Annotated in this window: 14 protein-coding genes and 1 tRNA gene; 8 read left to right on the top strand and 7 right to left on the bottom strand. The window is 39.9% G+C overall.

The features are described from left to right. Window positions 1-54 precede the first annotated feature (54 nt). Window positions 55-918: a fructosamine kinase family protein gene (locus C7B62_RS15705; protein ID WP_106238512.1), complete on the top strand. Its 864-nt coding sequence runs from the start codon at window positions 55-57 to the stop codon at window positions 916-918. Window positions 919-1,136: 218 nt separating this feature from the next. On the opposite strand, the gene C7B62_RS15700 is transcribed toward C7B62_RS15705, so the two are convergent. The 3 genes from C7B62_RS15700 to C7B62_RS15690 all read right to left on the bottom strand — a co-directional run bounded on the left by C7B62_RS15700 (window position 1,137) and on the right by C7B62_RS15690 (window position 5,157). After that, window positions 1,137-1,901 (bottom strand): RNA polymerase sigma factor SigF, encoded by a 765-nt coding sequence (locus C7B62_RS15700; protein ID WP_106238509.1) that lies wholly within the window; start codon window positions 1,899-1,901, stop codon window positions 1,137-1,139. Between the two features lie 353 nt (window positions 1,902-2,254). Then, window positions 2,255-3,859 carry an aminotransferase class I/II-fold pyridoxal phosphate-dependent enzyme gene (locus C7B62_RS15695; protein WP_106238505.1) on the bottom strand — a complete coding sequence of 535 codons (1,605 nt, stop codon included), beginning with the start codon at window positions 3,857-3,859 and terminating at the stop codon, window positions 2,255-2,257. Window positions 3,860-4,185: 326 nt separating this feature from the next. After that, window positions 4,186-5,157: an RNA polymerase sigma factor, RpoD/SigA family gene (locus tag C7B62_RS15690; RefSeq protein WP_106238501.1), complete on the bottom strand. Its 972-nt coding sequence runs from the start codon at window positions 5,155-5,157 to the stop codon at window positions 4,186-4,188. 395 nt (window positions 5,158-5,552) lie between these two features. On the opposite strand from C7B62_RS15690, the gene C7B62_RS15685 reads away from it, so the two are divergent. Continuing rightward, window positions 5,553-6,341, top strand: a complete 789-nt coding sequence (locus C7B62_RS15685; RefSeq protein WP_106238496.1) for an RDD family protein — start codon at window positions 5,553-5,555, stop codon at window positions 6,339-6,341. Window positions 6,342-6,393: 52 nt separating this feature from the next. Here C7B62_RS15685 and C7B62_RS15680 read toward each other — a convergent pair. Next, window positions 6,394-6,477: transfer RNA gene (locus C7B62_RS15680), tRNA-Leu, on the bottom strand. A gap of 93 nt (window positions 6,478-6,570) precedes the next feature. Here C7B62_RS15680 and C7B62_RS25755 point away from each other — a divergent pair. Continuing rightward, on the top strand, window positions 6,571-6,717 hold the full coding sequence (locus tag C7B62_RS25755; protein WP_158260693.1) for a hypothetical protein: 147 nt from the start codon (window positions 6,571-6,573) through the stop codon (window positions 6,715-6,717). 38 nt (window positions 6,718-6,755) lie between these two features. On the opposite strand, the gene C7B62_RS15675 is transcribed toward C7B62_RS25755, so the two are convergent. Both C7B62_RS15675 and C7B62_RS15670 read right to left on the bottom strand, forming a co-directional pair. Then, window positions 6,756-7,946 carry an HhoA/HhoB/HtrA family serine endopeptidase gene (locus C7B62_RS15675; protein ID WP_106238492.1) on the bottom strand — a complete coding sequence of 397 codons (1,191 nt, stop codon included), beginning with the start codon at window positions 7,944-7,946 and terminating at the stop codon, window positions 6,756-6,758. Window positions 7,947-8,175: 229 nt separating this feature from the next. Next, window positions 8,176-9,120 carry an aldo/keto reductase gene (locus C7B62_RS15670; RefSeq protein WP_106238488.1) on the bottom strand — a complete coding sequence of 315 codons (945 nt, stop codon included), beginning with the start codon at window positions 9,118-9,120 and terminating at the stop codon, window positions 8,176-8,178. Between the two features lie 173 nt (window positions 9,121-9,293). Between C7B62_RS15670 and C7B62_RS15665 the strand changes: the two genes are divergently transcribed. Then, on the top strand, window positions 9,294-10,127 hold the full coding sequence (locus tag C7B62_RS15665; protein WP_106238485.1) for an aldo/keto reductase: 834 nt from the start codon (window positions 9,294-9,296) through the stop codon (window positions 10,125-10,127). 47 nt (window positions 10,128-10,174) lie between these two features. Here the strand turns inward: C7B62_RS15665 and C7B62_RS15660 are convergent, their stop codons facing one another. Beyond that, window positions 10,175-10,993 carry a hypothetical protein gene (locus C7B62_RS15660; RefSeq protein ID WP_106238482.1) on the bottom strand — a complete coding sequence of 273 codons (819 nt, stop codon included), beginning with the start codon at window positions 10,991-10,993 and terminating at the stop codon, window positions 10,175-10,177. A 250-nt stretch (window positions 10,994-11,243) separates the two neighbouring features. Here C7B62_RS15660 and C7B62_RS15655 point away from each other — a divergent pair, with 250 nt between their 5' ends. From C7B62_RS15655 to C7B62_RS15640, 4 genes are all read left to right on the top strand, one after another. Next, window positions 11,244-12,077 (top strand): lipopolysaccharide assembly protein LapB, encoded by an 834-nt coding sequence (locus C7B62_RS15655; RefSeq protein WP_233219997.1) that lies wholly within the window; start codon window positions 11,244-11,246, stop codon window positions 12,075-12,077. Window positions 12,078-12,165: 88 nt separating this feature from the next. After that, window positions 12,166-12,804, top strand: coding sequence for a 1-acyl-sn-glycerol-3-phosphate acyltransferase (locus tag C7B62_RS15650; protein ID WP_106238478.1), 639 nt, complete (start codon window positions 12,166-12,168; stop codon window positions 12,802-12,804). 47 nt (window positions 12,805-12,851) lie between these two features. Next, a complete protein-coding gene (locus C7B62_RS15645) occupies window positions 12,852-13,442 on the top strand; it encodes a chromophore lyase CpcT/CpeT (RefSeq protein WP_106238475.1) in 591 nt (196 codons plus the stop codon). A gap of 79 nt (window positions 13,443-13,521) precedes the next feature. Continuing rightward, the gene (locus C7B62_RS15640) at window positions 13,522-14,397 is read left to right on the top strand and encodes a DNA-formamidopyrimidine glycosylase (protein ID WP_106238471.1); all 876 of its coding nucleotides are present in this window, start codon (window positions 13,522-13,524) and stop codon (window positions 14,395-14,397) included. The last annotated feature ends 263 nt before the right edge of the window (window positions 14,398-14,660 follow it).

Genomic DNA, 14,660 nt, shown 5'->3' with positions numbered 1-14,660 from the left:
TACCCTCAATAACTACGGTATTATTCTGTAAAAGAAATTACTACCTTAAAATCAATGTGGACAGAAATTGCTCAAGCTATTAGTCAAGAAACAGGGCAACAATTTGCGATCGCTAACACCAAATCCGTCAGTGGTGGTTGTATCAACCAAGGTTATCAAGTCAGCAGCGAAGATAGAGCCTATTTCGTCAAGTTAAATGATGCATCAAAAATAGAGATGTTTGCAGCAGAAGCTTTAGGTTTACAGCAAATGCATGCTACCCACACAATTTCTGTACCGCAGCCAATTTGCTGGGGTACAACAGCCAACCATAGCTATATCGTGCTGCAATGGCTAGATTTAGGAGGCGCAAACAATCAAAGCTGGAAAGCAATGGGGCATAACCTAGCAGCAATGCACCGAGTAGGAACGAATAAAAACTTTGGCTGGTCACAAAATAATACGATTGGTTCGACACCTCAGATCAATACCTGGATGGATAATTGGGCAGACTTTTTTGCCGAACAGCGGATTGGTTATCAATTAAAATTGGCTCAACGTCGTGGAGGGAATTTTCCCGACTCGAATCAAGTAATTAATGCCGTCAGAAATAAACTTGCCCAGTGGCAGCCTCCATCCTCCTTAGTTCATGGCGATCTTTGGTCAGGTAATGCAGCAATTAGTAGCGATGGCACACCGATTATTTTCGACCCTGCTACCTATTATGGCGATCGCGAAACTGATATTGCTATGACAGAACTGTTTGGTGGATTTCCCACAGCTTTTTATAATGGCTATAACGAATCATGGCAATTAGATAGCGGTTATAGACAAAGGAAAAGTATTTATAATCTATATCACGTTTTAAATCACTTTAATTTGTTTGGCGGTGGATATACTAATCAAGCTAAGACAATTATTCAGCAGTTAATTTCCTAAGATTTTTCCATATTAGACCTAGTAATTCAAATAAAAAATAAGCATCTAATTATATAGATGCTTGCCAAATAGACTATCGAAACCATGTTAAGAAATAATATATTTTTAAACCAATAAATTTAGCTATATTTAATCAAAATTAATTACACACGTGACTTACTATTTTCACCAAACTATTCAGTTAGAAAGTTGATTTTGCACAACTACTGAGTAGGCTTTCATGCCACTTGATGTTCTAACATAGTGCTTAATTGCTCGATACCTTTATGCAAATGTCGAGTAACAGTCATAGGACTAATACCAATATGTTTAGCAGCTTCTTTACGGGGTAAATCCCAGAGAAATACACATTCGATCGCCGCTTTAGTTTTATCTTCTAGCTGGTTCATTGCTCTTTGTAACTGGAGCTTATCATCTTCTAGTTTACGCTGTTTCATATAGTTCGGATCGGCGATCGTATCGCCAAAAGTAATTGATGAATCGAGCGAATTATTAACTACTGCATCTAAACTAATTGGCAGACGATTTTGCAAAGCCAATTGACACTCACTCCATTCTGCTAGGGGAATACCCAATCCAGCAGCTAATTCAGTATCTTGAGGTAAACGCCCTAGTTTTTCAATTAAATCTTTACGCAGCTTTTTACCTCTGGTATAAAGTTCTTGCCATCTACGGGGAATCCGCATCATGCTACCTTTATCTCTTAAGTAGTGCAGCATCTCCCCACGAATATAAGGAATTGCAAAGGAACTAAATGCTGCTCCCTGTAATGGATCGAATCTTTCAATTGCTCTAATCAAACCTAAGTAACCAATTTGTTCTAAATCTTCATAAGGTTCGGCACATTTGCGACAGATTTGGTGTGCTACTTTTCTAACTAAACCTATATTTAGCTCAACTAATTTATTACGTAATTTTAAAGAGGGATTGCGATGGTAATTTTGCAATAATTCCATGCAACGATAATTAATTTGAGTAGCCATAGCAAAAAGTTTTAGGGATCAACAATCTATGTATGTGAATCTAAATCTCATTTTCGGTTGAGAATAGCAACAATACCATCGTTGTTTTACGGAAAAACTTAATTAAAATTTTGTATTCTCCGAGCAAATACGCATTTTAAATTCAGCTATCTCTTGGCAATCAAAGTTAATAAAGTACTTATTTAAATCTAATTAAATTCAGTTTTAATTTAAGACAAGTTTTGCGATAACAAAAACTATAAAATGGATTAATTAATTACCAGAAGCATAAGAATTAATAGCTTAATTAAACAAAAACAGGAAGATAATTTTCTCTTCCTGTAGTGCAAAAAATATTTTAATTTTAAATTGAGTTATAGTTTCTTTAATTCTTCAGCAAGAATCTCAATCGTCGTCATAATTTGCGCAACCGTATGATTACAGGTAATAAAAAACCTTAACCTAGCACCATTTTGCGGTACGGAAGGATAAATCATAAACGGCACATTAATTCCCCTTTTAAACAAATTTTGGGATAGCTGAATTGACTTAAGAGAATCCCCGACAATTATCGGAATTACAGGAGAATCTTGACTTATTCCCGTATCTAAACCCTGTTCTTGAGCTAAGTCTAAAAATAATTTTGCTCTAGCTTGAAGGGTAGTTGCTCTGGCTGGCTCGGCTTTTAGCACTCGCACCGCAGCTAGAATGGCCGCTGTATTAGGAGGAGACATGCCGACACTGAACACAAAACCTGGGGCAGTATATTTAAGATATTCTACTAGCGCAGATGAACCTGCAATATAGCCACCACAACTAGCAAAAGACTTGCTAAGGCTTCCCATCCACAAATCGATATCATGAGGATCAAGATTGTAGTATTCGCTGATACCTCTACCAGTCTTGCCAATTGTGCCAATAGAATGAGCCTCATCTACCATGAGAAAAGTTTTATACTTTTGTTTCAGTTCAACCACAGCAGGTAGGTTGGCCACATCACCATCGGTACTGTAAACCCCTTCAATAACGATTAAGACCCTTTGGTAACGATGACGGCGATCGCTAAGAATTTTTTCTAAAGCTTCTATATCATTATGAGGAAATGCGACTAAGCTAGCACCAGAGAGAAAACACCCCTGAAGAATACTGTTATGGCTTAGGGCATCATAGATAACTAAATCTCCTTTACCAAACAAATGACCGATGGTGGTAACGTTGGTAGCATGACCACCAACTAAAATAATACTATCTTCTACGCCAATAAACTCGGCCAGTTCTCGCTCCAATTCTCGGTGTAAAGGTTTTTCCCCTGAGACCAAGCGACTAGCACAGGCAGAAGTTCCATATTGCTCAATAGCATCTTTAGCAGCTTGAGTTACCTGAGGATCTCCGCACATACCAATGTAATTATAGGTAGCAAAATTAATCAGTTCACGACCATCAACGGTAGTGCGATCGTTGACTATTCCTTCTTGAGGAACAAAAAACGGATTACCATTACCTAAGCTGGCAACCTGTTCTCTTTGAGCTAATAATTTTTTATATTCGGGAAATTCATTAAATTGATAATTTTCTAAAGGTATATTAAATATAGAATCCGAGTCAAAATTCTGTAAAGATTGCAATTCGCTCGAATCAGTCTGGTTTACAGACAAGTTTCCCTTAGCCAAGTATTGAGCTAAAGTCTCAATATTTTGATAGTCCCACAATAGGGTAGGAGGTAGACGGCAATCAAGATAATCTTCTAAATCTCCCGACAGGTTGATCGCCTCAGCTGATTCTAAACCGTATTCTTCAAAATCTTGTCCGACATCAATTTGATTTGGTTCAATCTCTAGCACTTCTGCTAGCTTATCGATGAGCCAACCCTGTATTGCTTCGGCTTTGGCCCCACTACTTAAAACGTTTGACTGATTATTATTGTTAGCAGAAACATTGGTGCTGTCTTTGCCATTTAAAGTTTCATTGAATAGTGTCATTGTATACTCCTGCACCACTAAATTAAGAATTCACTGAGGAGAAATTTATTCCCCATCGAGAAGAGAAATCCTGCGGATCATTAAATCTGTTAGTCTAGCCGACACTCTCCAGACCATAACGATCGCGCACGATGGTTATTTTGCCATGAACCCCCACTAAAATACTAGGGTATTCAGCAGGGGTTAGTTCTAGTTGCTTATTTGGCAATCTTAAGATAATGGCGACCTCCTTTCCTGTTATGAATAAACAAATCTACTGAATAATAGATCGAATTTATAACAAACTTGGGGAGATCGCCAGTAATTCCTGAAAATATCTGCTAATTTCAACTAGCTACATATTCTCTAACGTAGCCTCTGCGCCTTCTCAGTTGAGCTAAAGCCTGATGTTCTAGCTGACGTACTCGTTCACGACTAATACTCATTCTCTGACCAATTTTTGCCAAAGAAAGCTCATTACCATCATCCAAACCAAAGCGTAAAGCAATTACTTCTTGCTGCTGGGGAGACAAATCTGCCATCAGGCTATATAAGTCTTGACGCAATAGCTGCTGAGTCGCATAGTGATCGGGAGAAATTCCATCATCTTCTAATAATTCAGACAATTCGGTGTCTTGGTTTTCCCCTACTCGAACATCCAGGGAGATAGGCTGACGAGCAATACTAAGATACTCACGAATCTGTTCTGGGGTTAGATCTAATTCCTGAGCAATTTCGCCAACTTCAGCACTACGTCCAAGCTTTTGAGCTAGCTCTCGCTGAGTTTTTTTAATTTTGTTTAGCTTTTCGGTGATGTGAATGGGCAAGCGGATAGCACGAGCCTGTTGGGCGATCGCTCTGGTGATCGCCTGGCGAATCCACCAGTAGGCATAGGTAGAAAACTTATATCCTCTAGTAGGATCAAATTTTTCCACCCCCCTTTCTAGACCAAGACTACCTTCTTGAATTAGATCGAGAAATTCCATATTGCGCTTTTGGTATTTTTTGGCGATCGCCACGACTAAACGCAGGTTTGCCTCGATCATCTTGCGCTTAGCTCTTTCACCTTGTTTAATGATCCTGTTTAGTTCAATTTCACTCAGTTGGACATTGGCTGCCCACTCCTTCAGGCTGAGTTCGCTGCCTAACTCTTCTTTTTCCGCTAACAGGGTCATCATTCTCTGCACTTGCTTCCCATAAACAATTTCTTGCTCGTGGGTTAATAAAGGTACTCGTCCAATTTCGTGCAAATAGTTTCTCACCATATCTGCTGAATAGTTTCCTTTAACACTTGTTTTGGCAATTTTAGCTTTAGGCATTTGTACAGTTATGACTCCTTATGAACTTCAAAAGTCAGCGATACTTCTAAATAAATTAATTTGAATCCGACTGCAAGTTTAGACGCAGAGTTAACCATGAAGGTTCAACTTGACTAACAAAATATTTAGTGATTTTTAGTCAAAGCTAAATATTTCATTTCTAATATCTTTTAAGCTGCCCAAACATTAAATGTGACAGTATTGCTACTATATGTTATATGATGCCTTGAAAAGATTTATGCATCTACCTATTCTGGAGGTGGATTGCCGAACTTGAGAAGTAGTACTTAGTCTAATCAATGTTTAGAATCACAGTTGCTCAGAGGCAATCAAGCTAGACTCAAAGTCTAAATGAATAACTTGATTGTTTTTAGGCTGCTAAATCTAAAATATATATGCGTTTTTTTAATCAAATTAATTTACAAACTCCAGAAAGCGTTGAGCTTGAGTTTACTTTAGCGGGAATTGGCAATCGTTCTTTTGCCTTGATAATTGACTATATAATTTTTGGTTTAACAATTTTATTGGTTTGGGTGCTTAGTGCTTTTTTGGCTTTCCAACTAGTCCCTAATTTAATTAGCGGTGGATTCTTAAATCTTTTAGCACAGTGGATCTGGGCAGTTCAGTCGCTGACCACCTTTGCGATCTACGTCGGCTATTTTGTAGTTTTAGAAACTTTGTGGCAAGGACAAACTCCTGGTAAAAAATGGACAAAAATTAGGGTTATTCGTGATAATGGCAAACCAGAAAGACTACCCCAAGCAATTTTACGAGCTTTATTGCGACCAGTAGACGATCTATTATTTATGGGCGTATTTTTTATTATTTTTACCCAACAAGAAAAGCGTCTGGGTGATCTGGTAGCAGGTACAATCGTCGTTCAAGAAGAGACATCAATGCTAACTGAGGTTGAAATTTCAACTGAAGCAGAAGATTTGGCAGTTCAACTGAGAATTGAAGCCGAAATTGACAATCTACTCCCCGAAGACTTTGCCACTATCCGCGATTTTCTTCAACGACGCCAAAATATTATCTTGGAATATCAGCACCAGCTAAGTCGTAAATTAGCCCAACAGGTTAGGGAAATTATTTTATTAGACACTGTACCCGAAGGGTATAGTAATAGTCAGTTTTTGGAAGCTGTCTATTTAGCTTATCAGCAGGATAAAATTATTAATTACTAATTTTTTTCAACCATGAATTGGCCTTGCCAATTTCCGACGAGCCAATAGAAAGTGGGGGTAGGGAGACTTGAACTCCCACGACCTTACGATCAGCAGATTTTAAATCTACAGCGTCTACCGATTCCGCCATACCCCCAGGTACAGAAGTTGCTGAAAAATATTTCAACAGTGACTAATATAACATACGGTGCTGATCTTCTAAATTGAATTTCAAGGTTCAATTGGTAAAGTGGCATTTTTTCTACGCACTTTTGAGCAATTTTTTTCTGCTTGGACGACTATCTTAGTCGGTCTAAACTCCAGTCAGTTCGATCCGCCCAAGAAAAAGCAACAAGTCCAACCTGGCTTGTTGCTTCAATGTGTGTGTGTGAGGTAAACCTAAAAAATATTTAAAAATTTAAAGGTCCAAGAAGTCTAACGATTAAAATTCTTGGGCTGAGGAAGCAGACCAACTTTAACGACTAGATCGAGCTGTCGATCATTTCTAATTAAACCAAGATTTAATTTCTCGCCAATATTAATTTTTTCAACTGCTTGCTGTACCTGCGTAACCGTGGTGATTTTCTGCTTATCAATTGCTTGAATTACATCACCAGACTTTATTCCTGCGCGATCTGCTGGAGAATTGGGAACAACACCGACAATCACAATTCCTTCGAGATCTATCTGAAGGTTTTTCAGGGTTTTTAACTCTTGTTTTGATTCAGGAATAATTTGCGCCATCTGAATTCCTAAGAAAGGATGGTCTGCTTTGCCTGTGGCGATTAATTCTTCAGCAATATCTTTAGCTGCATTACCAGGAATAGCAAAGCCCAATCCTTGAGCATTTTGCATAATAGCAGTATTAATACCAATTACTTCTCCTTGGGCATTCAATAAAGGTCCACCAGAATTACCAGGGTTGATTGCTGCATCGGTTTGAATAAAGCTAACTCTGTTGTCGGCCACACCCACCTGAGCGCTGGTTCTACCTGTTGCACTAACAATCCCAGTAGTTACGGTATTATCTAGACCTAAAGGGTTGCCGATCGCGATCGCTGATTCCCCAGGCTGTAATTGATCTGAATCGGCAAATATGACTGCTGGCAATGAGTTGGCTTCAATTTTGATTACTGCCACGTCAGTTAAGGAGTCTGTCCCCATAACTCTACCTTGATAGGTTTGTCCATTTTTTAGTGTGACCGTTACCCGATCGCTACCTTCAACTACGTGAGCATTAGTTAAAATCAAACCATCTGAACTAACAACAAAACCAGAACCCATGCCTTTTTGAGTTTGTTCGCTAGGAATATTGGGCGCTTGAGAGCCAAAAAACTGTTTTAAGGAAGGATCGTTAAATGTAGAGGGAACATTAGTCGCCATTTTACGAACCGCATCAATCCGCACAACTGTATTGCCCACTTGATTTACTACGTCGCTAACATAATTTTGGGAAATGGCGATCACCCCTGACGTAGTTGTTGTAGCTGCTACATTAGTTTTATCTCCATTGGTTAGGCTTTTTGGACTATTGATTAAGTAATTACCACCTAAAGCTATTCCTCCACCAAGTAAAACCAATAACACAGAGGATATTGTTTTTGTCCAGGATAATGTTTTGGTCATAGTATTTACTGTGATACCTGGGGTTGATTAGATAAATAAAGTTTTTATAGTTGTTTAAATGAATCAAATCTGAGCAATCAGATATGAGCTACAAATTTTTATTTGATGTTTTTAATTTAAAGTAAAGATGTGACTTTTTTGTGGCAGTATTTTGAATTTTTGGCTATATTCTCTTAAACTAATCAGTGAGTTTGAGTTATCGAATCCAGTAAATTGTAAGTTTTAAACCCTACTGTTTTAAACTAATTAAACTAAGCTGCTCTGCATCCTCTGCACTCAATTTCCAGCCCATTGCCCCTGCATTATCTTGGGCTTGCTGTGCATTCTTCGCTCCAGGAATTGGAATCACGTTTTCCTGTGCCATCAGCCAGTTTAAAGCTATTTGAGCAGGAGTTTTAGCATATTTCTCGGCAAGCTGCTGAAGATTGCTGATTACTGGTTCAATTTTGCTCAAGCCTGCAGTCGAAAACTTGGGGTCTATTTTTCGCGCACCCTGAACTTTTTCTCTGTTTTCTGGGGTGTATTTACCTGTTAGAAGCCCTTGATCTAAAGGACTATATGCCAAGATCTTAATGTTCAGCTTACGGGCAAGTTCTAAAATACCATTTTGTTCAATTGTTCTAGTTAATAGGGAATAACGAACTTGATTAACAGCCAAAGGAACATCGTACTGCGCCAAAAGATCATAAGCTGACTGCATTTGACTTGCAGAATAATTACTTACTCCCACGCTCAAGATCCGTCCTCGTTTGACCTCCTGCGCCAACGCTGCCATTAAAGTATGTTGACTCATCAGAAAGCTGAAGGGCATATGTACCTGATAAAGAGCTACTTGCTCTACCTGAAGCCTTTTTAAACTATCAGTCAAAGTATCTGCTACTGCCTGACGATTAAATCTCCAAGGTAGAGGAAAATATTTAGTGGCGATTTGTACTGGCTGACTAGTGCGCTTCAAAAAGCGTCCCAAGAGTCGTTCAGATTCTCCCAATCCATAAACTTCCGCTGTATCAAAAAAAGTTGCGCCGTTAGCTACCGCAGTCTCAAAGGCTCTAGCAACCTCTGTTTCTCCATAATCCGAACCATATCCCCAAAAAAGGCGATCGCCCCAAGACCAAGTACCAATACCTAAAGATGGCAGAGAAACGTTATCAATCGCTATTTTGCTTGATTCCATGAGCTATGAGATGAGTTTTAGTTTTATAGTATTTATCTTAGACAAAAAATTTCTGACTGCGCTTTAGGGCTGAGTAGAACACATCAGTAAAACGCTTATAGATCTACTAGCAATGTTGGCAAAATCTTCGTCATAATCATAATGGTAAAGATGATGACTTGCTCAAATAGCAAATGAAAACACTACAGCTACCCTCAGGAAGAGAAATACCTATCCTCGGACAAGGTACTTGGCGCATGGGCGAAAAAGCCAGCCAAAAGCAGGCGGAGGTAAATGCATTACGACTAGGCATAGAATTGGGACTAACTTTGATCGATACGGCGGAAATGTATGGAGATGGTGGTGCAGAAAAAGTAGTTGCTGAGGCGATCGCCAAGCAAAGAACTGAAGTGTATTTAGTTAGTAAGTTTTATCCTCATAATGCTAGTTATCAAGGACTAATTGCTGCTTGCGATCGCTCTTTAGCTAGATTAAAAACAGATTATTTAGATTTATACTTGCTTCACTGGCGTGGTTCTGTTCCTTTATCGGAAACCTTGTTAGGATTACAGCATCTCAAAGAAGTTGGCAAGATTCTCGATTATGGCGTGAGCAACTTTGATACTGATGATCTCAAAGAAGCCGAGTCTTTACCAGGGGGAAAAGAAATAGTCGCCAATCAGGTACTGTATAACTTGCTGCATCGTGGTCTTGAATGGGATCTATTGCCTTGGTGCAAACAACATCAGCTGCCGATTATGGCCTATTCTCCTGTGGAACAAAGAGCCTTTGTGAATGATTCTAAGTTAAAGAATATTGCAGCACAACATAACGCTACAGCAACGCAAATTGCTCTTAGTTGGCTACTACATCAAGATAATGTGATTTCTATCCCTAAAGCCACTAATCCTGTTCATGTGAGAGAAAACCGTGCAGCATTGGATATTCAGCTAACAGAAACAGAATTACAAGAGTTAGATTTTGCCTTTAAACCACCAACTCATAAGATCTCCTTAGCAATGCGGTAATTGCTGTCGGTGAGAATTATGGCGATCGCCTCCTAACTCAATCTAGCTCATTCCTCTTTGCTTGGTTTTTTCTTGGGCAAAATAGGTCGGGCTGTGGCACTAGCTTTTTGCGGGCGAGCCGACTTAAGCTGAATCTTTTTAGGATCTTTCTTAAATTGGGGTTTGCGTTTTTGAGCAAAGCCTAAATCTGTTCCCTCTTCAATAACTAAATCTTCTCCCTCAAGACGCACTTTGAGATCCCAAAAACGTCGCAGGGGTTTATCGCCCAAAACTCCCTTGAGCTTAAGCTTAAAAAATTTTGGTTTATCACCTTCTTTACGAGGAAACTGCTTAACTTTAACGATTACAACTTCTTCTTCGGTAGAGTAAAAAACCACTTCGCCTCGAATCGAGAAATAACCATGTTCAGCTTCTTGCCCCGATGTCTCTGGTTCATCTGAGTCTTGGCTAAGGGTTTCTGGTTCCCAGACCCCAACAATTTGGGCATGAAGACGATCTTCATGTATTTTTGTGCGGGGGTACACTACCCATAAGTGTTGTTGTTCTAAGTCCAGGTGATTTTTAATCAGGCTAATAATCCGACCTAGCAGCACTGCTTCAATTTCTGCCCCATCAGTAGTCAACAGAGTTCCTTGGGTCATCTGATCGTCACTCTGCTGATATTTAGCTTCGATTAAACCGATAGCACGATACTGCCGTGGGTGGGACGGAGGAGGAATTGGCTGCTTCCTGGCTGAATTTGGCTGGATTTGAGTATTGGGTGGGACGGAATCCTGAGAGTGATTAGTCATGATAGATTCAGCCAATTGATTGACAGCAGTAGAAAGTTGGTTAGGTTGTTGAGAATTATCGTAAGCCGAATTCATAAGACGATAGTACTTCAATTAATGGGATATTACATCCCACTGATCAAAACTGCATCCACAAAATGTCAGAGAAATTAAAATTGTCCAAGAAATCATACTTTATATTCTCATGAAATTTAAACTAACCTATAGTTTTATCTATCTAAATCGAATTGGCTTCTCCTTTAGGATAAACGATAGAAGGGTTGGTCTGATGACCTTAACAAACAAATCAAGTATAATCTGCTGATCGTAATTTGGTGATAAGAACATGAAGAAAAAGCGCAGTAGTTGGATTTATCTAGTTTTAGGGATGATGTTATTTTCTCTCATAACTGTTTCTGCCCTTCCTTTAGTGGGTAGCGTGGTGGAAGGGCAACAATTTGTCAAAAATCCCCATGAAGAAGTAATCACCTTTTCTCAGCGAGAATTGGGGCTGATGGCAGCGGAAGCTTCTGGTTATCAAAAAGTTCTAGAGCGTGAACCAGACAACGACACAGCTTTAAATGGTCTATTGAAAATCAGATTACAGGAGAAGGATATCAAGGGCGCGATCGCTCCTTTGGAAAAATTAGCTAAACTTCATCCTGAACAGACGGAATATGGTACTCTTTTGGCTCAAGCCAAGTCACAAATTGAAGATTATGAAGGAGCAGCAGCAGTATATAACCAAGTGCTAGCAGAACATCCAGGCGATATTTATGCTCTTGGTGGCATCACTAATTTGTATCTAACTCAAGAATTGCCCGAAAGAGCGATCGCCTTGCTCAAACAAACGATTAAACTAGCTCAACAGGATGATAGCCCCACTGGCATCAACCAAAAAGCCGTAGAATTATTATTGGGAGAACTATACGCCAATCAATCACGATATGGAGAAGCGATCGCTCTATATGATGAATTAGCCCAGGTAGATCCAACTGATTTTCGTCCTCTTCTGGCTAAAGCTTTAGTCTTGGCAAAAAAAGGCGACTCGATCGCAGCCCAGCCAGTATTACAAAAAGCCTATATAGCTGCACCCGCACAGTATAAAGATCAGATTGACCAGGAAATGGAGCGAATAGTTAAGGAGTCAGAAGTTAAAAGTCAAAAATCACAGGATTGATCGTTACCTCGATCAATCCGATTTAGTATTAGAGCTAATTAACTAATATAGTTAAAAACTGTAGTGTTATTTATTTTAAGATCATTTTGTGGAAGGGAAACGAGAGTCATTCGCTAACTGGGCATCGTATCATTTATTGAAATGGTCAATAGTTAGCCCTGCCCTACATATTTATTTTCGCCTAAATCTGCACGGGGCAGAAAACGTCCCCAATTCTGGTGGCGTAGTTGCTGTGAGTAATCATGCTAGCTATTTCGACCCGCCGATCTTATCCAATTGTGTAGGTCGTCCTGTAGCTTTTATGGCTAAAGAAGAATTATTTAAAATTCCCGTATTGAAGCAAGGAATCAAGCTTTATGGAGCATATCCTGTCAAGCGCAGGATGGGCGATCGCGCAGCTTTGCGTGCAGCTACTAAAGCAATAGAATCAGGCTGGATCGCCGCCGTATTCTTACAGGGAACTCGCGATCCCGATGCCCAAATTACCGAGCCTAAACTTGGGGCGGCCTGGATTGCAGCTAAGATGCAAGTTCCCCTCTTACCCGTGAGCCTTTGGGGAACAGAAAAGATTTTAATCAAGGGTTCAGCTTTGCCCAAATCAGTGCCAATTACAGTTCGGATTGGCGAAGTGATTTCTCCGCCCTTGTCTACCAAAAAAGAAGATTTACAAGCTGTTACCGAGCATTGTGCTGCTGTAATTAATGCTCTCCATGATTTAGGGAGATGACCCGTCAAAATTACATATTACGATCTTAAATAATCAAATTTTTGTATATGACTCATTCTCAAGATCTAACCACTCTAGCCCGTTGGATGGCCTCGGACTTTAGTAACCAGGCTCAAGCCTATGCCAATCCCCCCTTTTTTGCTCATATCCGCGTCTGTATGCGTCCTTTACCTGATGATTTGCTAGAGGGTACTAGTCTATTTTTAGAACAGGCCTATGATTTTATGCTCAATCAACCCTATCGTCTGCGAGTCATTCGCTTAAGCTTGGTGGGCGATCGCCTGGAACTAGAAAACTTTAAGGTCAAGGATCAAGAACAGTTTTATGGGGCATCCCGCAACCCCGAATTATTAAGCACTCTCACCGCCGATGTAATTGAAAAAATGGACGGGTGCGATATGAACGTAACCTGGACAGGTAGTTGTTTTCAAGGGCAAATTAAGCCAGGAAAAGCCTGTCTTGTGGAGCGTAAGGGCAAGATAACCTATCTCGATAACAGCTTTGAAATCACCGACAAACAGCTAATCAGCTACGATCGCGGACGAGATCCCGAAACCGACGAACTGGTTTGGGGTTCGATCGCGGGTCCATTTGAGTTTTTCCCAATTAAAAGTTTTGCTGATGAAGTGTCTGTTTAGAAAAGGCTGATAGCTTAGAGCTTGTAGCTTACAGCTTTTTGGTAAACTATGGTTACACCGTAAGCAATAAAACAATACCTTGCCTGAACTGCCAGAAGTAGAAACAGTCCGACGCGGATTAAATAATTTAACCCTCAAACAAAAAATCCAGGGTGGGGAAATTTTATTACCTAGGAGTTTAGCTTATCCGCCAGAGATTGAGCAGTTTTGGCAAGGAATTAGGGAAAAGGCGATCGCCCAGTGGCATAGACGAGGCAAATATCTTCTAGCCCAGTTAGCCCTATTAGAAAGCGAGCCGCAGGCTAGGCTTAGGTCTAATCCCCCCGCAGGTTGGTTAGGGGTTCATCTGCGTATGACAGGGCAGCTTTTATGGCTACCGCAAGATTCTCCTCTGCAAAAACATACTCGCCTACGTTTGTTTTTTCCTCACAATCAAGAATTACGCTTTGTTGATACTCGCACCTTTGGCAAAGTTTGGTACTGTCCCCCTGAAACCGAAGTTGAATCTGTCATTACAGGATTACAAAAATTAGGGCCAGAACCCTTTGAAGATAATTTTTCAGTTAAGTACTTCACCCAAAAGCTCAATAGTTCTCGTCGCCAGATCAAAACCCTGCTATTAGATCAAGCTATTGTGGCAGGAATTGGTAATATCTATGCCGATGAGGCTCTGTTTAAAAGCGGCATTTTGCCCTATACGGTAGCTGCTGAGTTAAAACCAAAGCAAATCAAAAAGCTCTACCAAGCTATTATTGAGGTTCTACAAACCTCTATCGACAAAGGTGGGACAACTTTTAGTGACTTTCTCGATCTGCTTGGAGTGAGCGGTAATTATGGTGATGCGGCCCTGGTTTATGGCAGAAAAGACCAACCCTGCAAAGTTTGTCATACTCCCATTGAAAAGATAAAACTAGGAGGACGATCTGCTCATTTCTGTCCTCACTGTCAGAAGTAAGATTAACATTTAAGTTGCTATATAGACTTTAGATCATTACTCAAATCAGCAACGCCGAAAAACAATTAGCCACCATTGATCGTATTAAAATTCAAGCAGTGTAGTTCTTTATTCCTGATTCCCAATTTAATGCCAAGAGAACGTAACCATAAACCCAAAGCTGATATTTTAGCCATCGATGACACTCCAGAAAACTTGGCTTTGTTGTCTCAAATGCTGACGGAAAAGGGTTATAAGGTTCGTAGTGTCACCAAGGGTTCTAC

The organism is Pleurocapsa sp. CCALA 161 (assembly GCF_003003995.1).
Lineage (GTDB): Bacteria > Cyanobacteriota > Cyanobacteriia > Cyanobacteriales > Xenococcaceae > Waterburya.
The sequence above is the reverse complement of the archived record's forward strand: the minus strand, read 5'-3'. Positions and strand labels throughout refer to the sequence as shown.

Excerpts from the sequence above, each read along its gene's own strand:
- C7B62_RS15690 (WP_106238501.1), bottom strand. The coding sequence starts at position 5,157 with ATGCCTAAAGCTAAAATTGCCAAAACAAGTGTTAAAGGAAACTATTCA.
- C7B62_RS15695 (WP_106238505.1), bottom strand. The coding sequence starts at position 3,859 with ATGACACTATTCAATGAAACTTTAAATGGCAAAGACAGCACCAATGTT.
- C7B62_RS15655 (WP_233219997.1), top strand. The coding sequence starts at position 11,244 with ATGAAGAAAAAGCGCAGTAGTTGGATTTATCTAGTTTTAGGGATGATG.
- C7B62_RS15700 (WP_106238509.1), bottom strand. The coding sequence starts at position 1,901 with ATGGCTACTCAAATTAATTATCGTTGCATGGAATTATTGCAAAATTAC.
- C7B62_RS15670 (WP_106238488.1), bottom strand. The coding sequence starts at position 9,120 with ATGGAATCAAGCAAAATAGCGATTGATAACGTTTCTCTGCCATCTTTA.
- C7B62_RS15685 (WP_106238496.1), top strand. The coding sequence starts at position 5,553 with ATGCGTTTTTTTAATCAAATTAATTTACAAACTCCAGAAAGCGTTGAG.
- C7B62_RS15645 (WP_106238475.1), top strand. The coding sequence starts at position 12,852 with ATGACTCATTCTCAAGATCTAACCACTCTAGCCCGTTGGATGGCCTCG.
- C7B62_RS15705 (WP_106238512.1), top strand. The coding sequence starts at position 55 with ATGTGGACAGAAATTGCTCAAGCTATTAGTCAAGAAACAGGGCAACAA.
- C7B62_RS15675 (WP_106238492.1), bottom strand. The coding sequence starts at position 7,946 with ATGACCAAAACATTATCCTGGACAAAAACAATATCCTCTGTGTTATTG.
- C7B62_RS15665 (WP_106238485.1), top strand. The coding sequence starts at position 9,294 with ATGAAAACACTACAGCTACCCTCAGGAAGAGAAATACCTATCCTCGGA.
- C7B62_RS15660 (WP_106238482.1), bottom strand. The coding sequence starts at position 10,993 with ATGAATTCGGCTTACGATAATTCTCAACAACCTAACCAACTTTCTACT.